At 64.6% G+C, this 19919-nt stretch carries 18 protein-coding genes and 1 tRNA gene; 14 read left to right on the forward strand and 5 right to left on the reverse strand.

The features are described from left to right. Positions 1-829 precede the first annotated feature (829 nt). Positions 830-1252 carry a hypothetical protein gene (locus GWG67_RS34875; RefSeq protein WP_275174157.1) on the forward strand — a complete coding sequence of 141 codons (423 nt, stop codon included), beginning with the start codon at positions 830-832 and terminating at the stop codon, positions 1250-1252. A 47-nt stretch (positions 1253-1299) separates the two neighbouring features. Here GWG67_RS34875 and GWG67_RS34880 read toward each other — a convergent pair whose 3' ends face one another. The 3 genes from GWG67_RS34880 to GWG67_RS34890 form a co-directional block, all read right to left on the reverse strand. After that, a complete protein-coding gene (locus tag GWG67_RS34880; RefSeq protein WP_342761075.1) occupies positions 1300-2871 on the reverse strand; it encodes a site-specific integrase in 1572 nt (523 codons plus the stop codon). A gap of 102 nt (positions 2872-2973) precedes the next feature. Then, a tRNA-Ser gene (locus tag GWG67_RS34885) sits at positions 2974-3063 on the reverse strand. 525 nt (positions 3064-3588) lie between these two features. Next, positions 3589-4716 (reverse strand): ROK family protein, encoded by a 1128-nt coding sequence (locus GWG67_RS34890; RefSeq protein WP_275174160.1) that lies wholly within the window; start codon positions 4714-4716, stop codon positions 3589-3591. A gap of 334 nt (positions 4717-5050) precedes the next feature. Between GWG67_RS34890 and rplU the strand changes: the two genes are divergently transcribed. From rplU to GWG67_RS34905, 3 genes are all read left to right on the forward strand, one after another. After that, positions 5051-5443 carry a 50S ribosomal protein L21 gene (rplU, locus tag GWG67_RS34895; protein WP_027566432.1) on the forward strand — a complete coding sequence of 131 codons (393 nt, stop codon included), beginning with the start codon at positions 5051-5053 and terminating at the stop codon, positions 5441-5443. A 97-nt stretch (positions 5444-5540) separates the two neighbouring features. Continuing rightward, positions 5541-5810: a 50S ribosomal protein L27 gene (rpmA, locus tag GWG67_RS34900; RefSeq protein ID WP_007598923.1), complete on the forward strand. Its 270-nt coding sequence runs from the start codon at positions 5541-5543 to the stop codon at positions 5808-5810. A 154-nt stretch (positions 5811-5964) separates the two neighbouring features. Continuing rightward, positions 5965-6558: a GNAT family N-acetyltransferase gene (locus tag GWG67_RS34905; RefSeq protein WP_275174161.1), complete on the forward strand. Its 594-nt coding sequence runs from the start codon at positions 5965-5967 to the stop codon at positions 6556-6558. A 159-nt stretch (positions 6559-6717) separates the two neighbouring features. On the opposite strand, the gene GWG67_RS34910 is transcribed toward GWG67_RS34905, so the two are convergent. Next, entirely contained in the window at positions 6718-7632 is a 915-nt protein-coding gene (locus GWG67_RS34910; protein WP_275174163.1) for a DMT family transporter, read from the reverse strand. A gap of 273 nt (positions 7633-7905) precedes the next feature. Here GWG67_RS34910 and GWG67_RS34915 point away from each other — a divergent pair, with 273 nt between their 5' ends. The 3 genes from GWG67_RS34915 to GWG67_RS34925 all read left to right on the forward strand — a co-directional run bounded on the left by GWG67_RS34915 (position 7906) and on the right by GWG67_RS34925 (position 11396). Beyond that, complete coding sequence (locus GWG67_RS34915; protein ID WP_275174164.1) at positions 7906-8385, forward strand: MaoC family dehydratase; 480 nt, start codon at positions 7906-7908, stop codon at positions 8383-8385. Positions 8386-8486: 101 nt separating this feature from the next. Beyond that, positions 8487-9527 carry a GTPase ObgE gene (gene obgE / locus GWG67_RS34920; protein WP_027515026.1) on the forward strand — a complete coding sequence of 347 codons (1041 nt, stop codon included), beginning with the start codon at positions 8487-8489 and terminating at the stop codon, positions 9525-9527. Positions 9528-9761: 234 nt separating this feature from the next. Next, positions 9762-11396 (forward strand): alkaline phosphatase family protein, encoded by a 1635-nt coding sequence (locus GWG67_RS34925; protein WP_275174166.1) that lies wholly within the window; start codon positions 9762-9764, stop codon positions 11394-11396. A 137-nt stretch (positions 11397-11533) separates the two neighbouring features. Here GWG67_RS34925 and GWG67_RS34930 read toward each other — a convergent pair whose 3' ends face one another. Then, the gene (locus GWG67_RS34930) at positions 11534-12499 is read right to left on the reverse strand and encodes a Bug family tripartite tricarboxylate transporter substrate binding protein (protein WP_275174168.1); all 966 of its coding nucleotides are present in this window, start codon (positions 12497-12499) and stop codon (positions 11534-11536) included. 166 nt (positions 12500-12665) lie between these two features. Here GWG67_RS34930 and proB point away from each other — a divergent pair, with 166 nt between their 5' ends. The 7 genes from proB (at position 12666) to GWG67_RS34965 (ending at position 19918) form a co-directional block, all read left to right on the forward strand. Beyond that, positions 12666-13787 carry a glutamate 5-kinase gene (gene proB, locus GWG67_RS34935; RefSeq protein WP_275174170.1) on the forward strand — a complete coding sequence of 374 codons (1122 nt, stop codon included), beginning with the start codon at positions 12666-12668 and terminating at the stop codon, positions 13785-13787. A gap of 265 nt (positions 13788-14052) precedes the next feature. Next, positions 14053-15348: a glutamate-5-semialdehyde dehydrogenase gene (locus GWG67_RS34940; protein WP_275174171.1), complete on the forward strand. Its 1296-nt coding sequence runs from the start codon at positions 14053-14055 to the stop codon at positions 15346-15348. A gap of 20 nt (positions 15349-15368) precedes the next feature. Continuing rightward, positions 15369-16013, forward strand: a complete 645-nt coding sequence (locus tag GWG67_RS34945; RefSeq protein ID WP_275174172.1) for a nicotinate-nucleotide adenylyltransferase — start codon at positions 15369-15371, stop codon at positions 16011-16013. 238 nt (positions 16014-16251) lie between these two features. Beyond that, the gene (rsfS, locus tag GWG67_RS34950) at positions 16252-16608 is read left to right on the forward strand and encodes a ribosome silencing factor (RefSeq protein WP_007604366.1); all 357 of its coding nucleotides are present in this window, start codon (positions 16252-16254) and stop codon (positions 16606-16608) included. Positions 16609-16703: 95 nt separating this feature from the next. After that, entirely contained in the window at positions 16704-17186 is a 483-nt protein-coding gene (gene rlmH, locus GWG67_RS34955; RefSeq protein WP_007598905.1) for a 23S rRNA (pseudouridine(1915)-N(3))-methyltransferase RlmH, read from the forward strand. A 33-nt stretch (positions 17187-17219) separates the two neighbouring features. Beyond that, positions 17220-18566 carry a murein hydrolase activator EnvC gene (locus GWG67_RS34960; RefSeq protein ID WP_275174226.1) on the forward strand — a complete coding sequence of 449 codons (1347 nt, stop codon included), beginning with the start codon at positions 17220-17222 and terminating at the stop codon, positions 18564-18566. After that, positions 18563-19918, forward strand: a complete 1356-nt coding sequence (locus GWG67_RS34965) for a S41 family peptidase (RefSeq protein WP_018459850.1) — start codon at positions 18563-18565, stop codon at positions 19916-19918. The genes GWG67_RS34960 and GWG67_RS34965 overlap by 4 nt, the downstream gene beginning before the upstream one ends. Position 19919: the final 1 nt, after the last annotated feature.

The raw sequence follows: 19919 nt of genomic DNA on the forward strand, positions 1-19919 counted from the left end.
GCCGGGGACGGGGGATGCCGGCGCCTCCATCGCCGCGCCATCGCCGCGATCCCGCTTCGTTCCCGGAAAGTGCCCGGAATCCCCTGGAATTCGCGCGGCTTGAGCCTTTTCTTCGGCAAGGCGCAAGGTTCGCCATCCTTGAAAACGCAAGTGTATTCACGGCGCCCGGGCGCACTCGGATGCGTTTCGGGGCACGTGGGGTTCACTCCGATGTACCCGTTCGTCGCCGCACCGTGGCCGCAGAAGGTACGAGGGCGGTGACTGGAGCACGGCGTGGACCTCGGCCGGCAACGCCCGACCCGCGCCGCGGCGACCGCTTCCGCGCCCGCGCAGGTCACCCTCACCTGTGCAAACCGCCGCTAAATCCGCTCACGGTTCGGTTACCAAGCCGCTCAATCCGTTCACGATCTGGTTACAAAATCCGCAGATCCATCGGTCCAGAAACCGCCCGACCGCGCACATCGAGCGTATCCGGGGCTCCACCCGGGGAGAGCGGCGGCGCACTCACGACGTGCAAACCGGTGGGCGCCGGATCCGGGGCCGGCCGGAGGGCTCCGGTTCCCCACGGCCCTCGCGGCCCTCCCACAGAATGGGCCGGGGATTTGAATCCTTGAGAGGCTGAAAACCGGATCCTTGTGGGACCGGTCCGCGCTCGGCCTCGGTCTGGCACCCGACCCCCGATATTCGAGTCCTAGGAAACGAGCCCGCCGGTCCGCCTCTCGGGCCCAGCCCGGCCATATCGGCCCCCAGCCCACGAATCCTTGGGAGGGGCGATGGGCCGGAACAGCGCTCCCCGGGTGGGCGTTGTCCAGTTCGATGAGGTGCCGTTATGAGTGACACGATCGTCCAGCCGCCGAAGGATTCCCCCCAATGGGCGAGGCGCGTCATCCTGGCGCTGAGCGTTTTGACTGCCATCCTGCTTGCGTTCGTCGGGCTGTTCGTCGCGATGCAAAGGTTCGGAGAACAGGCGCACGGGGCCTGCGAGACCGTCGGGCTTTGCGCCTCACCGGCTCCGCCGACCCTCCGATTGCCCGACTACGCCTCCGACTGGTTGGACGGCGGCACGAACGGCAACGCCGTTTGCGAACCGGTCCGGCAGGTCCACGAGAAGCAGAACCCCGGATACGCGGTCAGGATGCAGGTGCTGCAATCGGCCGAGGAACACCGCGTCATCTCGCAGGGGCTCTTGGACCTCAAGCACGATCAGTACAGATATCACTGCAAGTTCTGGGGCGAACCGATCGCGAAGTAGACGGCGGGGACACGAACCACGCCTTCCTCAATCTGCACCCATTGGGGTCAGGTTGTTTCTCGCGTCGAGGCAGCTAGGTCCACCCGCCTCTGGCCGCCGCGGCGTCGATCGCTGCGCTCGCCCGCCGTGACCCGGTAGCGCGGCAGCTTCTTGATCTCGCGCAACATCACCCCCGGCGGAAACTCGCCGTACTCCTCGCCTTCGGTTCGCGGCTTGTGTCCCTGGATCGCGTCGCGGACCTCCGGATCCATCTTCGCCTTGCGCCCGGCCGTCTTGAATCTATGCCGCCAGCCGTGATTCGGAGCCACGTTCTTGTCCTTGATGCCAAGACTTCTGACCCATTCGGCCAACTTGTTGCCGACGGACGCGCTGGTCCGCGTCTTCCGGTCGGGATTGCGTTGCCGTGCGAGCGAATAGAACAGCGGCGCCTTTCCCTTCAGGCGCCGCGCCCATTCGAGAAAGCCCATCTCGATCAGATGCGGGTGTAGCGGGACGGTGCGTTCCTTGACCGTTTTGACCGTGCCGGCCTCGGGCGTGATGAGGATGCAGGGCACGCCCTCGATCGTCTTGACGTCCGATCTGCGGAGCTGCGTGAGCTCGTTTACGCGGGCGCCCGTGTACGCACAGAGCCACGGCACCCATTTCCGTGCGGCCGCATTCTCCGCCGTCATGAGTTCGCCCATCGGCGCGAGGGCCGCCGACAGAATGATTGCCGCTTCCCGATCGGTGAAGCCGCGCATGTCGCGCCCGTGCTTCCCGCCGATGTCAACATGCACCTCGACGGCGGGGTTGGTCGGAATTTTTCGCATGCGCTTCGACCAGCCAAAAAAGCTCTTGGCGGCTGCGATATATCCGTCCCGGACGGTAATTGCAGAAGGCACCCTCTTGAGCAGCGCGTCGCGCCATTCGAGCAGATGTAGCTCGGTGACGCGGCTCATGTCTTCGGTGCCGACTCTCCGGATGATCTCCTCGAAATAGGGGCGCCACTTCTTGCGGGTTGCCGGCGAGATCTTTCGGGCCTCGCAGAACTCCGCCCAGAGCGTCTCGAACTGCTGCGGCGGATTGGGCAGTTCGAGCTTCGGATAATAATAGGGAGGCTGGTCCACCGTGGCGTACTGACCAATCGCGGCACCCGCCAATGTTTGCGAGGCGCGTTCCTTCGCCTCAACATACGCACGGATGAAATTCTCCAGACGCTCCCCGACGAGATGGATGCTTTTCCTCTGCAGGAATGCCCGCGCCTCGCCCCAGTAGGCGGATCGCGCGAGCGCACCGCGGAAGCCCTTGCTTCGGCCGATTTTCGCCAGCTCCTGCCGCCACTGGAGGAGTGCGCCCGGCTGATCCGCGTGCGTCCCGACGGTCTCCGAGTAAAACGCTCCGGCCAGCGCCACGATCTGCCGATGCGAGAGTTCGTCAGCGGGCCTGCCGACGACAGTGGAGCGCCATTCCCGCTCGAGCCTCAGATTGTGCTCGTTGCACAGCAGGAGGGCCTCGTCCCGATCCTTGGTCTTGAGGGAAAATTTGATCTCGGCCGGCATGCCGAAACCGCGGTACTTCGCGGGTACGCGGCGGCGAAACCAGAAGAACTCTGAACGCGGATTTACCCACGGCTCGATCATGCGAAAACGGCTCACGGTGACCACCTGCGTGTACCACCGGACTTTTTCGGAAAGCCTTATTTTGTAGGTTAAGCGGGAGTTTCAGCGGTTTCGGAGGGTCCGTGGCGGAGAGGGAGGGATTCGAACCCCCGATAGGCTTGCACCTATGCCGCATTTCGAGTGCGGTGCATTCGACCACTCTGCCACCTCTCCTGAAGGCGCCAAGTAAGGAGCAGGGCCCCTGTGGTTCGGGCGTTAATAGGCGAGGATGGCGGGCCAGACAAGGCTGGGAGGACGAAAATCGGGCCGGTTTTGCGGCTGGGCCCCGTGATGTCGCGGTGGTGATGGGGACGACCGCGGATTTCGGCGGCGGTTTGCGCGGAATTTGGTCTGGACCGTTCGCTAATGACCCGGCGCGAGGTCGAGCCGGTAGCATCGAGGCTCGAATCACTGGTGCCTGAAAAGGCGGGGTGGGACCGCCAGACGCGGTAAACACTGGCGGTCCCGTGCCGCTCATTGAAATACTGGCTGGGAAGGGCGGCTTCGCCGGCCAGGTGAGGCGACGGTTCCGACCGTAGCGTGCGGCCCGTGCACCGCAACGCAATCCGGTCCTTAACCTAACCAGTCAAGGTTACTCTGGAGCCGTTTCCGTTCCGATGGGATCGGAAACGGCTCCAGATTCCTTTTTTTGACGCGTTTTCTTCACGCGAACCGGTGTTCACTTCGCTCGAAAACGCCTCAGTCGCTCTTGGCTTTTTTCTTCCCGTTGCCCGTGGAATCCCCGTCTTTGTCTTTGCCGTTGTCCTTGCGGCGGTTGGTGAAGCGGGCATTGCCGAGCCCGGTGCCGATGGTGAGCACGCCCCAGCGGTCGACGTCCTGCATGAACGGCACCTCGGAGAGGCCCTGAACCACGCCGTCATTGTGCATCAGGATCGCGGTGTCGTGCTCGCCGATCTGCGGAATGCCCTCGAGCAGGCTCGCCGGCAGGTTGAACTTGCTGCTCTCCCAATTGCCCGGCAGGTTCTGCGCGCCTTTCTCGATCGAGCCGTCCGCGTTGATCACGCCGGGGCAGGCGATGCCGATGAACGGCGCCAGCTTGAAGCCTTCCTTCTCCGCCTCGGTGATCAGCCCTTTCAGCATCTTGGTGAGCCGCTTCACCGCGCCTTCGCGCGTCGGCTCGTCGTCGGCATGACGCCACAGCTCGGACTTCACGACCTTGGCTTTCGACAGGTCTTTTGCCTTTTTCCAGCTGGTCTCCACCAGGCCGCAGCGGATGTTGGTGCCGCCGATGTCGACGGCGAGAATGCTGTCATGGGCTTCGAAGATCCATGACGGCGCCAGATGCAGCGCGCCGATCAGGCCGGCCTCATCGGGATGATGGCGGATCGGCACCATGTCCATCTTGAAACCCTCGGCCATGAGGATGATCTCGGTGCGCGCGATCGCGAGCTCGCCGAGTCTTGAATCGCGAAAGCCGCCGCCGACCACGATGCGCTCGGTCTTGGCCCAGGCCTTCGACTTGAGGAAACGCCGCGTGACATAGGCGAGCTCCTGGGCGAAGTCCTCGATGGCGCTATGCACCACCGCCCAGGCCTCGGTGTCGTCGCCGACCAGGATGGCATCCAGCGTCTTCTTGCTGATCTCGTCCGACGGCTCCTTGCCGAACGGGTCCTCGCCGGACTTGCGCAGCGGCTTGCGCCAGCGCTCGAGGATCTCCCTGAACGCGCCTTTGCTGGCGCGGTCGCCGATGAAGCCGTCCTCGTCCTTCATCTCGATGTTGAAGCTGTCGATATCCACCGACGGCAACCGCTCCGCGCCGTGATGGGCGATGCCCGTCGTCGTCTTGACCAGCTCGTCTGTAGCCATGGTAAGCCCCTTGCCCGTGTGACCTAATTCGCCGGGACAACGGCGGGGGAACCTGTTGGTTGCGGCGCGGTCCGAAATTCGCCCGCGGGGCCGGATCGGGCTCAAATGCTTCAAATCCGGGCCGTTTTCGCCGGCTTTTCCTTGACTCCGCGGGATCAGCGGCTATAAATCCCGCAACCGGCGCGGGGCGTTTCTCGCGCCGCTTGTTTTTGCGTGGGTTTTCAAAGGGATAACTCCCGCCCGCACAAAACTCGCATAAACCCATAACGACTGACAAAAAGCCGGCCCCGACAATATGTCGCGAGGCCGGGAATGAACACGAAGGAAAACAACGATGTTCGCAGTCATCAAAACCGGCGGCCGGCAGTACCGCGTCGTTCCGGATGATGTCCTGGAAGTAGGCAAGATCGAAGGCGAAGTCGGCTCGATCGTGCAACTCAATGAAGTTCTCCTGGTCGGCGGCGACACGCCGATCCTGGGTCTGCCCACGGTCGCAGGCGCGTCCGTTGCGGTCGAGGTGCTCGACCACAAGCGCGGTCCCAAGGTCATCGCTTTCAAGAAGCGCCGCCGCAAGAACTCGCGCCGCAAGCGCGGCTATCGCGACGAGATCACCGTGCTGCGCATCTCGGAGATCCTGACGGACGGCGCCAAGCCCACCAAGGGGCCGCGTCCGAAGCGGGAGAAGGTCGTCAAGCCAGAGACCACGACCGAAGAGGCCGCCGCATAATTTGATCACGCGCCATCACGAAGTGATGCGTGAGAAATTGTGAAATGATTCCGTCAAGGAATTGATCTAGAAATACGTAGAATTTCGGAGACGAGCCATGGCTCACAAAAAAGCAGGCGGTTCATCGCGCAACGGTCGCGATTCCAAAGGCAAGCGCCTCGGTATCAAGGCGTTCGGCGGGGAAGTCGTGATTCCCGGCAACATCATTGCGCGTCAGCGCGGCACCACCTGGCATCCCGGCCTTAATGTCGGCATGGGCACGGACCACACCTTGTTCGCCAAGGTCGAGGGCCGCGTAACGTTCCAGGCCAAAGCAAACGGCCGCACCTTCATCTCGGTGCTCCCGCTCGCAGAGGCGGCTGAATAGACGGTGGATCAAATTTGGAGTCCGCCGGGTCCCAGACCGAACCGGCGGAGTCCTTGAGATCCTAGAGATCGAAGGCTCCAGGGGAGGCGGGAAACCGGCCTCCCCTTTCGTTTGCGTGCTCACTTTTCACTTAGTGACTTCGACGGAGCCGGACATGTTGCAGGATTTCTCGAGCGTGACCTTGCGGGAGGCGAGACCGAGCGTCGTCGCCACCGAGCGGCTGACCTTGCGGCGGCCGACCCTCGCCGACGTCAGGACCATCGCCCTCCTCGCCAATGACCGTCGTGTCGCCGAAAACACAAGGCGCCTCCCGCATCCCTATTCGCAGGACGACGCCGTCGCCTTCATCCGCGCCACCGCCGCGCCCGGCAGCGAGACGGTGTTCCTGATCGAGCATGACAGCGGGCCCGTCGGCATGGTCGGCATCGACTGCTCCACGCCCGACAATGCCGAGCTCGGCTATTGGCTCGGCGTCGAGCATTGGGGCCGGGGCTTTGCCACCGAGGCCGCGCGCGGCGCGATCGACTTCTTCTTCGAGGAGTTCGACGACGATCATCTCTATGCAGGTGCGCGCGTCACCAACCCGGCCTCGCGCAACGTGCTGGAGAAGTGCGGCTTCCAGTGGAGCGGCGTCCAACTGCATCGTTTCCTGGCGCTGGGCTCGTCCACGCCGGTCGACTGCTTCCGCCTGTCACGCGGCGTGTGGGCGTCGCTGAAGAGCTGGAGCAGTGCGAGGCGGGTGAGGTAGGGCGGGGGCGGCGCTACATTCACACTGTCGTCCCGGCGAAGGCCGGGACCCATAACCCCAGGGAGGAGTGTGGGGCGAAGGCTCCCACCCGAGTCTTCGCCAAACTGCACCCTGTGGGTATGGGTCCCGGCCTTCGCCGGGACGACACCGTAGTTGTGGTTACGCGGGCGGATTCACATCCGCGTCCCCCCGCCCGAGATCGCGTTCACGCAAGTAAATATAGAACCCGGCGCCGATGATGATGGCGGCGCCGACGATGGTGGCGATTTCGGGCACGTCGCCGAACACGACGAAGCCGAAGATCACCGCCCAGACGATCATCGAATATTGATAGGGCACGACGACGCTGGCCGGTGCCAGCTTGAGCGAGCGGTTGACGCAGAACAGCGCCGTGACCGAGACGCATCCCGCCAGCGCGAAGATCACGAGGCTGCCTGATGTCGGCGGCACCCAGTGGAACGCCGACAGCACCGCGCCCAGCAGGAACGTGCCGACGAATTGCGACGACGCCATCACGATATCGGGCGTCTTGCGCAGGCTGCGCGTGATCAGCATCAGCGTTGCGAAGGAAAGACTCCCGCCAAGCGCGATCAGCGCCGGCAGGCTCACGGTCTGTGCCGACGGCCGTAGCGCGATCAGCACGCCGCAGAAGCCGATCAGGATCGCCGTCCAGCGCCGCCAGCCGACCTTCTCGCCGAGAAAGATCGCCGACATCGCGGTGACGAAAATGGGCCCGGCGAGATAGTAGGTGATGACGTCGGCGAGCGGCAGGTAGACCGTCGCAAGGAAGAAGGCCGCCACTTCCAGCGTCGACAACACGACGCGAAAGAGCTGGAGGCCCGGCCGCTCCAGATGCAGGAACTGGTGACGCTGCCGCCAGACCAGCGGCGACAGCAGCAGCAGTGCGGCGCAGGCGCGCAGGAACAGCAGCTGCCCCACCGAATAAGTCCCGACCAGGAACTTGCCCATGGCATCGCCGAACGAGAACATGAAGATCGACAGCACCATGAGCGCAATCCCGGCGAGCCGCGCCGAGCGTTCGTCATAGGCCGAGAGATTCTTGAAGAGAGGCATTGCTGTCGTTCGTGGAAACGCGTCATTGCGAGGAGCTCTTGCGGCGAAGCAATCCAGACTGTTTCCATGGAGACAGTCTGGATCGCTTCGCTTCGCTCGCAATGACGAGCGGAGAGAGCGTCGGGATGGCGACCGGAGTCGCTTGGGGTCGTTTTAATGACGTGAGCGCCCGCGACAAGCCCGCGCCAGCCGAATTGAACGGATTGCCGCAGTCTTCGCGTCGCGGTAGCGATAGGCGTCACCCGAACGAAAGAGCCAGGAAAGAGCCTCGCCATGACCGACTTCGACCCGGCCCGGCATCGCATGATCCCCGCGCAACGCTGGTTTGAGGATTTCGTGGTCGGCGAGCGCTTCGTGCTGCCGAGCCGCACGCAGACGACGGCCGTGTTCGCGGCGTTCCAGACCGCGAGCGGCGACACCCATCCGGTGCATTACGATGTGGAGTATTGCCGCAGCCGCGGCATGCCGCATCTGCTCGCCCACGGATTCCAGACGCTGATCCACACCGCACCCGGCGCGGGCCTGTTTCCGTTCATGGTCGAGGACTCCCTGGTCGGCTTCCTCGAGCAATCCAGCCGGTTCCTCAAACCTGTGTTCGCCGATGACACAATCTATCCCGCGCTCGAGGTCATCGAGCTGGTGCCGGGACGCTCGACCGGCGCGGTGACGCTCAAAAGCACCGTGTTCAACCAGCGCAAGGAGCTGGTGCTGGAGGGCACGCAGAAATTCCTGATCCGGCGCCGGCCCAACTAACGTTGTGCCGGGGTTAAGCACGCCCCAAAATCGCGGAAATTCAGCCGATTTGCGGGTCTATCCGGGTTGCCGCGCGGGACCGGCTGGCCTACCTATGGCCCATGAAATTCCTTGACGAAGCAAAGGTCTATATCCGCTCCGGCGACGGCGGAAACGGCTGCGTGGCGTTCCGCCGCGAAAAATTCATTGAATTCGGCGGCCCCTCCGGCGGCAATGGCGGCCGCGGCGGCAATGTCATCATCGAGGTCGCAGACGGCCTGAACACGCTGATCGACTATCGCTACCAGCAGCACTTCAAGGCCCAGAAGGGCGAGAACGGCTCGGGCTCGGACCGCCATGGTGCCAATGGCAAGTCGATCGTGCTGAAGGTCCCCCTGGGCACGCAGATCTTCGATGAAGATCGCGAGACCATGATCCACGACTTCACCACGGTCGGCGAAAAGTTCGTGCTGGCCGAAGGTGGCAATGGCGGCTTCGGCAACGCCCATTTCAAGACCTCGACCAACCGCGCCCCGCGCAATGCCAATCCCGGCCAGCCCGGCGAGGAGCGCTGGATCTGGCTGCGGCTGAAGCTGATCGCGGATGCCGGCCTCGTCGGCCTGCCCAATGCCGGCAAGTCGACCTTTCTCGCCAAGGTCAGCGCGGCCAAGCCGAAGATCGCCGACTATCCCTTCACCACGCTGCATCCGCAGCTCGGCGTCGTGAATGCCGACGGCCGCGAATTCGTGCTGGCCGACATCCCCGGCCTGATCGAAGGCGCGCATGAAGGCGTCGGTCTCGGCGACCGCTTCCTTGCCCATGTCGAGCGCTGCCGCGTGCTGCTGCATCTCATCGATGCGACCTGCGAGCACGCCGGCAAGGCCTACAAGACGGTGCGAACCGAGCTGGACGCCTATGCCGGACAGCTCACCGACAAGATCGAGATCGTCGCGCTGAACAAGATCGACGCGGTCGAACCGGACGAGTTGAAGAAGCAGAAGGAGCGGCTGAAGCGCGCCGCCAAGAAGACGCCGCTGCTGCTCTCCGCCGCCACCGGCGACGGCGTGCAGGAAGCGTTGCGCGCATTGGCGGATGTGATCGGCGAGAGCCCGGTCTCCGCCAAGGCAAAGAGCGCGGCGGAAGCGGAGCCTTGGTCGGTTTGATCTCTCGCCGTCGTCCCGGCGAATGCCGGGACCCATAGCCACAGGCAGAGTTTTGGCGAAGACTCGTGGCTCGGTACTCCCGCCGACCACGATTGATAAATCACGCGGTATGGGTCCCGGCCTTCGCCGGGACGACGTTGGAATGTGAAGTTGCGAGAAGGCGCATCACCCCCTTCTTGTCTTCGCGCCTTCGATAGCGCAGCATCGGCAATCAAGATACGGCAGGGATGATTCATGGCGCGCGCGAAGAACGTTCTCTGGATCATGTGCGACCAGCTTCGCTATGACTATCTCGGCTGCACCGGCCATCCCCGGCTTAAGACGCCGAACATCGACGCCATGGCGAAGCGCGGCGTGCTGTTCAGCAAGGCCTATGTGCAGTCGCCAATCTGCGGCCCGTCGCGGATGTCGTTCTACACCGGGCGCTACATGCGCTCGCACGGCTCGCACTGGAACGGCTGGCCGTTGCGCGTCGGCGAGCCCACCCTCGGCGATCACCTCAAGAAGCTCGGCGTGCGCAACGTGCTGGTCGGCAAGACCCACATGGCGCCCGATCTCGAAGGCATGAAGGCGCTCGGCATCCCGCCGGAATCGATGATCGGCGTACACGTCGCCGAATGCGGGTTCGAGCCCTATGAGCGCGACGACGGCCTGCATCCAACGGGACGGCCGCGTCCGAAATACGACGAATATCTGCGCCAGCAGGGTTTTGATGCGCCCAACCCCTGGGAGCATTGGGCCAATTCCGGCGCGGCCGAGGACGGCTCGCTCCAGAACGGCTGGCTGCTCGTGCATGCCGACAAGGCCGCGCGCGTGCCGGACGAGCATTCCGAGACGCCCTACATGACGCGACGCGCCATGGACTTCATCAGCGAGGCCGAGACCGACGGCAGGCCATGGTGCCTGCATCTGTCCTACATCAAGCCGCACTGGCCCTACATCGCGCCCGAACCCTACGCCAGCATGTATTCGACATCAGACATGATCCCGGTGATCCGCTCCGAGCGCGAGCGGCAGAATCCGCATCCGGTGTTCGGTGCCTATATGGACATGCGCTACTCCCGCAACATGGCGCGCGACGATGCCCGCGAGAAGGTGATCCCGACCTATATGGGCCTGATCACCCAGATCGACGACCAGATGGGCGTGCTGATGAAGTTCCTGGAGGAGCGCGGCCTCTCGGACACCACCATGATCGTGTTCACCTCCGATCACGGCGATTATCTCGGCGATCACTGGATGGGCGAGAAGGACCTGTTCCACGAGCAGTCGGCGAAGATTCCGTTGATTGTCATTGATCCCTCGAAGGAGGCGGATGCGACGCGCGGCACGTGCAACGATGCGCTGGTCGAAGCCATCGATCTCGCGCCGACCTTCGTCGACTATTTCGGCGGCAAGGTGCCGGGCCACATCCTCGAAGGGCGCTCGTTGCTGCCGCTGCTGCGCGGCGAGAGCCCGCCGGATTGGCGCAAGGTGGCGTTCTCCGAATACGACTATGTCATGCAGGACGTGCGGCTGAAGCTGAACCAGCCGATCGAGCGCTGCCGCCTGTTCATGGTGTTCGACGGCCGCTGGAAATACATCCACGCCTCCGGCTTCCGTCCGATGCTGTATGACCTCGAAACCGATCCGGAAGAGTTTCTGGATCGCGGCGACGATCCTGAGTGCGCCGGCATCATCGCGCGATTGCAGGCGGAATTGTTCGACTGGGCGCTGCATCCCAACGACCACATCACGACACCGCGCGAGAAGATCGCCGCCTACGCCGACAACCAGCTCCAGGTGAAGGGCGGCATCCTGATCGGCATCTGGGATGAAGCAGAGCTGGCGTCGATCAAGGACGGCATCGCGCAGCGCGCGAAGATGTAGGTGAGCGGAACGAGGCTGTCTCAGCTCGTCATGCCCGGGCTTGACCCGGGCATCCACGTCTTGCGTCAAGTGGCGGTGCACGTGGATGGCCGGGACAAGCCCGGCCATGACGGCGGAGAGCGGAGCGGAAACAGAAACTAATTCTCGATCTTGTATCCCGTCGCCTTCACGATCGGCTGCCAGAACGCGGTGTTGGCGGCGAGCTCCTTCGTCAAGCCATCCGCACTGCTGCCCACCGGAATGAGCCCGATCGCGGTGAGTTTTTCCTTCACCTCGGGCTTGGCGAGCGCGGCGCTTGCGGCCGCGCCGAGCTTGCTTGCGAATTCCGGCGGGCTGCCGGCGGGAAGCCACATGCCGTACCAGGCGTCCGCGACGAGATCGATGCCGCTCTCCTTCAAGGTCGAGACTTCCGGTGCGAACGGCGAACGTTCGGCGCTTGCGACCGCGATGATCTTCACGCCCTTGGCGCGATGCTGCGGCAGCGCATCGGCCAACGTGACGATGCCGAAGGAGATGTGACCGCCGATGATGTCGTTGAGGATGGGCGCGCTGCCCCGATAGGGCACGCGCGTCATGGGAGTGCCGAGGTCTTTCTCGAGCTTGGAGCCCATGAAATGCGGGATGGTGCCGTTGCTCGGCACGCCGAACGACGCCTTGTCCGGATGCGCTTTCAGCCAGGCAACAAATCCCTTGAAATCCGCGGCGTCGATCGTCGGATTGATCACGACGGCGAACTCAAACCGCGCCAGCAGCGACACCGGCACGAAATCCTTTGCGGTATCGAAGCTCGGGGTCGTCTCCACCATCGGCAGCAGGTACATCGTCGGCCCGGTCGTCACCAGCACCATGCTGCCGTCGGGGCTGCCCCCCTTCACCGCCTTGATGCCGATCAGACCGTCACCACCGGTGCGGTTCTCGACCACGATGGTCCGCTGCAGCGCCGGCGCCATCTCCTGCGCGATCAGCCGGCACAACGTGTCGCCGCCCGCTCCGGCCGCGAACGGGAAGATCATTTTTGTCAGCCCGACCTGAGCTTGCGCCGCGCCCGCTTGCGCCAACAGCGGCAACCCGAGGCATCCGGCGATGAAGTTGCGGCGATCCATTGGTTTCCTCGTTGAGTCTATTATGGTTGGCGACAGTTAGAGCCAGACGAGCGTTCCGGACAAGCGCCGTTTACCGGGCCTGCCGCCTTGCGCCGGCCATCGTCCTGCTGCAAAAGCAGGCCTTACCGGCGCCGCTCTCCAGCACATACACACACCACATACACAGATGGCCAGCCCCGAACTCAGTCAATTCCGCCGCATCGTCGTCAAGGTCGGCTCCGCGCTGCTGGTCGATTCCGACAAGGGCGAGGTGCGCGCGTCCTGGCTTGCCGCGCTCGCCGACGACATGGCTAAGCTGCATCGCGAGGGGCGGGACGTTCTCGTCGTCTCTTCCGGCTCGATCGCGCTCGGCCGCAGCCGCCTGAAATTGCCGCGCGGCCCGCTGAAGCTGGAGGAGAGCCAGGCGGCCGCCGCCGTCGGTCAGATCGCGCTGGCGCGGATCTGGTCGGAGGTCCTTGGCGCCCACGGCATCGGCGCCGGCCAGATCCTGGTGACGCTGCAGGACACCGAGGAGCGCCGCCGCTATCTCAACGCGCGCTCCACCATCGGCAAGCTGCTGGAGTGGCGCGCGATCCCCGTGATCAACGAGAACGACACGGTCGCGACCAACGAGATCCGCTACGGCGACAATGACCGCCTCGCCGCGCGCGTCGCCACCATGGCGAGCGCCGACCTGCTGGTGCTGCTGTCCGACATCGACGGACTTTACGACGCCCCGCCGAAGAACAACCCGAACGCCAAGCTCATTCCGGTCGTCGACAGCATCTCCTCGGAAATCGAGGCCGTCGCAGGCGACGCCGAGTCCGAACTCTCCCGCGGCGGCATGCGCACCAAGGTCGAAGCCGCAAAAATCGCGACCACCGGCGGCACGCATATGCTGATCGCCTCCGGCAAGATCGAGCATCCCTTGCAGGCGATCGCCGACGGCGGCCGCTGCACCTGGTTCCTGACGCCCGCCAATCCCATCACGTCGCGAAAACGCTGGATTGCGGGCTCGCTGGAGCCGAAGGGCACGTTGACGATCGACGCCGGCGCCGTCACGGCGCTGCGCGCCGGCGCCAGCCTGTTGCCGGCCGGCGTGACCAAGGTCGAGGGCCAGTTCGCCCGCGGCGATGCCGTGATCGTGCGCGGCCCCGACAGCAGCGAGGTCGGCCGCGGCCTGATCGCCTATGACGCCGACGATGCCGAGCGGATCAAGGGCCGCTCCTCCCCGGACGTCATGGCCATCCTCGGCATCAGCGGCCGCTCGGAGATGATCCACCGGGATGATCTCGTGGTGGGCGGGTAGCGCCCGGCAGCCGCCCAAACCGTCATGCCCGGGCTTGTCCCGCCTGCGCGGCCGAAGCCGCTTCGGCGAGGCGAAGGCCCGGGCATCACGTTGTTTGGACCGCGTGGCAATCCGTGGATGGCCGGGACAAGCCCGGCCATGACGCCGTAGATGGGTCATTGGCCCAGCCGAACCAGCAAGTGAACCCCTGCCATACCCTCCCGACCCTTCGCAAAAGCGGGATTTCCGTGCTAGGACACCGCCTTAGCAGAAGGTTGAAACTCCCATGGCCGCCCCCCTCAAAGCCGTCGACGGCAATGCCGATCTTCAGGCGCTGATGACCGATCTCGGTACCCGTGCCCGCGCTGCCGCGCGCGTGCTGGCGCTGGCGCCGCCGGAGCAGAAGAACCGGGCGCTCGAGGCCATGGAGCGGGCGATCCGCAACAATGCAGCTGCGATCCTTGCCGCCAATGCCGAGGACGTCGCTGATGCCCGCGCCTCCGGCAACGCCACCTCCTCCTTCATCGACCGTCTGACGCTCACGCCGGCGCGGGTCGAGGGCATGGCCGAGGGCATCGGCATCGTGCGCGGCATTGCCGATCCGGTCGGCATCGTCACCGAGAGCTGGCAACGGCCGAACGGCATGACCATCGAGCGCGTGCGCGTGCCGCTCGGCGTCGTCGGCGTGATCTTCGAGAGCCGGCCGAACGTTGCGGCGGACGCCGGCGTTTTGTGCCTGAGGTCGGGCAATGCCGTGATCCTGCGCGGCGGCTCCGACAGTTTCCGCTCCTGCCGCGCGATCCATGACTGCCTGGTGCAGGGCCTGCGCGAAGCGGGTCTCCCCGAGGCCGCGATCACGCTGGTGCCGACGCGCGACCGCGCGGCGGTAGGCCAGATGCTGTCGGGATTGAACGGCGCCGTCGACGTGATCGTGCCGCGCGGAGGCAAGAGCCTCGTTGCGCGCGTCGAGCAGGAAGCGCGCGTGCCGGTGTTCGCACATCTTGAAGGCGTCAATCATGTCTATATCGACGGCAGCGCCGACCTCGCCATGGCGAAGTCGATCGTGCTCAACGCCAAGATGCGCCGCACCGGCGTCTGCGGCGCCGCCGAGACGCTGCTGGTCGATCGGGCCGCTGCCGGTAAAAACCTGAAGCCGCTGATCGAGATGCTGATCGAGGCCGGCTGCGAAGTGCGCGGCGACGACGCCGTGCAAAAGACCGATCCGCGCGTCAGACCTGCCAGCGCGGACGATTGGGACACCGAATATCTCGATGCGGTCATCGCGGCGAAGGTGGTGGACGGCGTCGACGGCGCGATCGCGCATATCCAGAATCACGGCTCGCACCATACCGATGCGATCGTGAGCGCCGATGAGAGCGCTGCGAAGAAATTCCTGAGCGAGGTCGATTCCGCGATCGTGCTGCACAACGCCTCGACGCAGTTCGCCGACGGCGGCGAGTTCGGCTTCGGCGCCGAGATCGGTATCGCCACCGGCAGATTCCATGCCCGCGGCCCGGTTGGCGCCGAGCAGCTGACGAGCTTCAAATATCGCGTTCACGGCACCGGGCAGACGCGGCCGTAGACGACGCAGGGCGCGGGGCATTGAGCAACAATTTCGTCGCGCCACGTTTCTTCGCGCAGGCCATACCAAGCCACACTTCAGGCATGCGCATCGGCCTGCTCGGCGGCTCGTTCAATCCGCCGCACCAGGCCCATCGCGCGATCAGCCAGTTCGCGCTGAAACGCCTCCAGCTCGATCGGGTGTGGTGGCTGGTGACGCCAGGCAATCCGCTGAAGGAGAACGGCGCGCTGCACGAGCTCGGCGAGCGCATGCAGGCGGCGCGCGACGTGGCCGACGATCCCAGGATCGAGGTGAGCTGTCTCGAATCCGTCATTCGCACGCGCTATACCATCGACACGATCAACACCTTGCGCCGCCGCCTCTCGGGCTTGCGCTTTGTCTGGATCATGGGCGCCGACAATCTCGCTCAATTCCATCGTTGGCAGCACTGGCGGCGCATCGCCGATCAGGTGCCGATCGCGGTCATCGACCGCCCGCCACAGAGTTTTCGCGCCCTCGCCTCTCCCGCCGCCCAGGCGCTCAGACGCTACCGCTTGCCGGAGAATGAGGCGCCATTGCTTGCGGATCGGGCCGCGCCAGCCTGGGTGTTCCTGACCGGTATGAAGCTGAATCTCTCGTCGACCGGCTTACGGAACCCGGACGGAAGCTGGAAAGGTACGAAGTGAGTCAGATTGTGCGAACGCCATGCGGCCTTCGGGCTCTCTGGCATATTGAAACCCTTAACCCCACATGATGTAGTGTAACCAGTGGGCGCCGGATTCGGCGTTCGCGATACAGTGAAAGGAATGGTCCCTGACCACATCTGTATTGTCCAAGACAGCCTCACCCAAGACGGCTTCACCGAAGTCTGTTTTACCCAAGGTTGCCAAGCCTACGCGTAAAACATCGACCAAAGCTGCGGCCTTGAAGGCGCAACCTGACGCCGACAAGACGCTGAGCCTGATCCTCTCCCGCCTCGACGACATGAAGGCGGAAGAGACGGTCACCATCGACCTTCGCGGCAAATCGGCCTACTCCGACTACATGATCGTCACCACCGGCCGGGCCAACCGGCACGTTGGCGCGATCGCGGAGAACGTCGCCAAAGGCCTCAAGGAAAACGGCATCAAGAACATCCACGTCGAGGGCTTGCCCAATTGCGACTGGGTGCTGATCGATTCCGGCGATGTGATCGTGCACGTGTTCAGACCCGAGGTCCGCGAGTTCTACAGTCTCGAGAGACTGTACACGCAGGGCCCAGGGGCGGCGAAGGCGATCTAAAGGCTGCTGGCCGATTTCGAATCGGCTGACGCGCATGCTAGCGTCGTGCGCGCGCAGATCGCGCGCGGTCCAGAAAACGCGACTCTGAATATATCATGCGCATAGCCGTCATTGCGGTGGGCCGGCTGAAGCAAGGCCCCGAACGGGAGCTTGCCGACCGCTATTTCGAGCGGTTCGACGAGGCCGGCCGCAAGCTCGGTTTCCGCGAGCTCGCCATCCACGAATTGCCCGAAAGCCGCGCGCGCGATACCGCGACGCGGATGGCCGAAGAGGCCGCGGCGATCTCCGCGCATATTCCCGAAAAATCGGTGCTGGTGGCGCTGGACGAGCGCGGCCAGAATCTGGATTCGACCGTATTCGCACGGCATCTCGGGCGCTGGCGCGACGAGGGTGCCGGTCATACTATCTTCATGATCGGAGGGGCGGACGGACTTTCGCCCGAATTGCGCCGTAAGGCCAAGCTCGCGATCGCGTTCGGCTCTGCGACCTGGCCGCATCAAATGGTCCGCGTCATGCTTCTGGAACAGCTTTATCGGGCCGCCACCATTCTGGCCGGCCACCCCTATCACCGCGCGTGATCCGCGCCACAACGAGCACCTTTGTCTAAAGCGATGCGAGCGCCCTTCCTCAACCTGCTGCTGATCGCCGGCGTTATGGGCTCAAGTATTTTGGGCGCAAGCCTCGCGCAAGCTCAGACGCCTGCACCGCAGACTGCGGCCGTCGCGCCCGATGCGATCAAGCAGCGCGAGCAGGAGCTCGAGGCCGCGCGCGCCAGCAAGAAGAGCGCGGAGGAGGCGCAGGCCAAGCTCAAGGCCGAGATCACCTCGCTCGGCCAGGACCGCACCCAGCTCAATCAACAGTTGATCGACACCGCTGCCAATGTGCGCAGCGTCGAGACCAAGATCGACGAGGCCGAAGCGCGGCTGCGATCGCTGAACGGCCGCGAGCAGGCGATGCGCAGCTCGCTCGATTTACGCCGCGCCGACATCGTCGAGGTGCTGGCGGCCTTGCAGCGCGCCGGAAGGCGGACGCCGCCGGCGCTTCTGGTACGGCCCGAGGATGCCCTGCAATCGCTGCGCACGGCGATGCTGCTCGGTGCGGTGGTGCCGGAATTGCGCGGCCGCGCCGAGAAGATCGCGGGCGAGCTCGGCGAGCTCGTGGCCTTGCGCAAGACCATCGCGACCGAGCGCGACCAGCTCGCCTCCGACCGCGACAAGGTGCGCAACGACCAGACTCGGCTCGCGGCTCTGGTCGACGAGCGGCAGCGCCAGCAGGCGTCGCGTGAAAAGGACCTCGACGCCGAGAACGCGCGCGCCGTCGCGCTCTCGCGACAGGTCGGCGATCTCCAGGGGCTGATCGCCAAGATGGAGCAGGATCTGCAAAGCGCAGCCAAGGCGGCCGAGAAGGCGGCTGAGGCCGCCAAGCAGGCCGAGGCCAAGGCCGCTGCAAACGCGGCCGCCAGCGCCAAGACCGGTCCCGGCGCTTTCAAGGATCGCTCCCGGACCACCCCTGCGATGGCCTTCGCCGCGGCCAAGGGTCTCCTGCCTCTGCCGGTTAACGGTAACAAGATCAGGGATTTCGGCGGTTCCGACGGTCTCGGCGGGGTCCAGAAGGGCATTTCGCTGGCGACCAGGCCCGGCTCCCAGGTCACGACGCCGTGTGATGGCTGGGTTGTCTATGCCGGCCCGTTCCGCAGCTATGGACAACTCTTGATCCTCAATGCCGGGGGCGGGTATCATGTGCTGATCGCCGGGATGGAGCGCATTTCGGTCAACATCGGTCAGTTTGTGCTCACGGGGGAGCCTGTCGCGACCATGGGATCGACTTCTCAAGTCGCCTCCATTCTCGCCACGAACGCGAGTCAACCTGTGCTCTATGTCGAGTTCCGCAAAGACGGCACTCCAATCGATCCAGGCCCATGGTGGGCCGCAAATGAAGGCGAGAAGGTTCGCGGATGATGCGCAAGACTTCAGTTATCCTCCTCAGCGCGGCCACCGGTGCGGCGCTGACGCTGTTCGTGACCCAACCGCGCGCAGTCTTCATGGGCTCCAGCGCGCGAGCCGCCACCGCGGACACCTATCGCCAGCTCAATTTGTTCGGCGACGTCTTCGAGCGCGTGCGCTCGGACTATGTCGAGAAGCCCGACGACACCAAGCTGATCGAATCCGCGATCAGTGGCATGCTCACCGGCCTCGATCCGCATTCGAGCTATATGGACGCCAAGAGTTTCCGCGACATGCAGGTGCAGACCCGCGGTGAGTTCGGCGGCCTCGGCATCGAAGTCACGATGGAAGACGGCCTGATCAAGGTGGTCTCGCCGATCGATGACACCCCGGCCTCGCGCGCCGGCGTCATGGCGAACGACATCATCACCAATCTCGACGACGAAGCTGTGCAGGGCCTGACCCTGAACCAGGCGGTCGAGAAGATGCGCGGTCCGGTCAACACCAAGATCAAGCTCAAGATCATCCGCAAGGGCCAGGACAATCCGATCGACGTCACGCTGGTGCGCGACAACATCCGCGTCCGCTCGGTGCGCGCTCGCGTCGAGGCAGACGACATCGCCTATATCCGCATCACGACCTTCAACGAGCAGACCACCGAAGGCCTGAAGCGCGAGGTCGCCAACCTCTCGAATCAGATCGGCGACAAGCTGAAGGGCTACGTCATCGACCTCCGCAACAACCCAGGCGGCCTGCTCGAGGAAGCGGTCACCGTCTCCGACTCTTTCCTGGAGAAGGGCGAGATCGTCTCGACCCGCGGCCGCAATGCCGAGGAGACCCAGCGCCGTACCGCGCATACGGGCGACCTCACCAAGGGCAAGCCGGTCATCGTGCTGGTCAACGGCGGCTCGGCTTCGGCGTCGGAGATCGTCGCCGGCGCGCTGCAGGACCACAAGCGCGCGACCATCGTCGGCACGCGCTCGTTCGGCAAGGGCTCGGTGCAGACCATCATTCCGCTCGGCTCCGGCAACGGCGCGCTGCGTCTGACCACGGCGCGCTACTACACGCCGTCGGGCAAGTCGATCCAGGCCAAGGGCATCGTGCCCGACATCGAAGTGCTGCAGGACGTGCCCGACGAGCTGAAGTCGCGCACCGACACCAAGGGCGAAGCTTCGCTGCGCGGCCATCTCAAGAACGACGGCGACGAGAAGACCGGCTCGCAGTCCTACGTTCCGCCGGACGCCAAGGACGACAAGGCGCTCAAGCTCGCCGACGATCTGCTCCACGGCATCAAGAACAGCGCCTCGGCGGCGCCCACCCCGGGCGGCGACAAGGCCACGACCGACAAGCCCAAGGCGGCGAACTAAG

The sequence above is a fragment of the Bradyrhizobium sp. CSS354 genome (assembly GCF_029051725.1).
Lineage (GTDB): Bacteria > Pseudomonadota > Alphaproteobacteria > Rhizobiales > Xanthobacteraceae > Bradyrhizobium.

Coding starts and splice junctions, on each gene's coding strand:
- GWG67_RS34965 (WP_018459850.1), top strand. CDS start 18,563: ATGATGCGCAAGACTTCAGTTATCCTCCTCAGCGCGGCCACCGGTGCG.
- GWG67_RS34960 (WP_275174226.1), top strand. CDS start 17,220: ATGCGAGCGCCCTTCCTCAACCTGCTGCTGATCGCCGGCGTTATGGGC.
- obgE (WP_027515026.1), top strand. CDS start 8,487: ATGAAATTCCTTGACGAAGCAAAGGTCTATATCCGCTCCGGCGACGGC.
- GWG67_RS34915 (WP_275174164.1), top strand. CDS start 7,906: ATGACCGACTTCGACCCGGCCCGGCATCGCATGATCCCCGCGCAACGC.
- GWG67_RS34875 (WP_275174157.1), top strand. CDS start 830: ATGAGTGACACGATCGTCCAGCCGCCGAAGGATTCCCCCCAATGGGCG.
- GWG67_RS34930 (WP_275174168.1), bottom strand. CDS start 12,499: ATGGATCGCCGCAACTTCATCGCCGGATGCCTCGGGTTGCCGCTGTTG.
- GWG67_RS34905 (WP_275174161.1), top strand. CDS start 5,965: ATGTTGCAGGATTTCTCGAGCGTGACCTTGCGGGAGGCGAGACCGAGC.
- GWG67_RS34940 (WP_275174171.1), top strand. CDS start 14,053: ATGGCCGCCCCCCTCAAAGCCGTCGACGGCAATGCCGATCTTCAGGCG.
- GWG67_RS34890 (WP_275174160.1), bottom strand. CDS start 4,716: ATGGCTACAGACGAGCTGGTCAAGACGACGACGGGCATCGCCCATCAC.
- GWG67_RS34880 (WP_342761075.1), bottom strand. CDS start 2,871: ATGATCGAGCCGTGGGTAAATCCGCGTTCAGAGTTCTTCTGGTTTCGC.
- rlmH (WP_007598905.1), top strand. CDS start 16,704: ATGCGCATAGCCGTCATTGCGGTGGGCCGGCTGAAGCAAGGCCCCGAA.
- rpmA (WP_007598923.1), top strand. CDS start 5,541: ATGGCTCACAAAAAAGCAGGCGGTTCATCGCGCAACGGTCGCGATTCC.
- GWG67_RS34925 (WP_275174166.1), top strand. CDS start 9,762: ATGGCGCGCGCGAAGAACGTTCTCTGGATCATGTGCGACCAGCTTCGC.
- proB (WP_275174170.1), top strand. CDS start 12,666: ATGGCCAGCCCCGAACTCAGTCAATTCCGCCGCATCGTCGTCAAGGTC.
- GWG67_RS34910 (WP_275174163.1), bottom strand. CDS start 7,632: ATGCCTCTCTTCAAGAATCTCTCGGCCTATGACGAACGCTCGGCGCGG.
- rplU (WP_027566432.1), top strand. CDS start 5,051: ATGTTCGCAGTCATCAAAACCGGCGGCCGGCAGTACCGCGTCGTTCCG.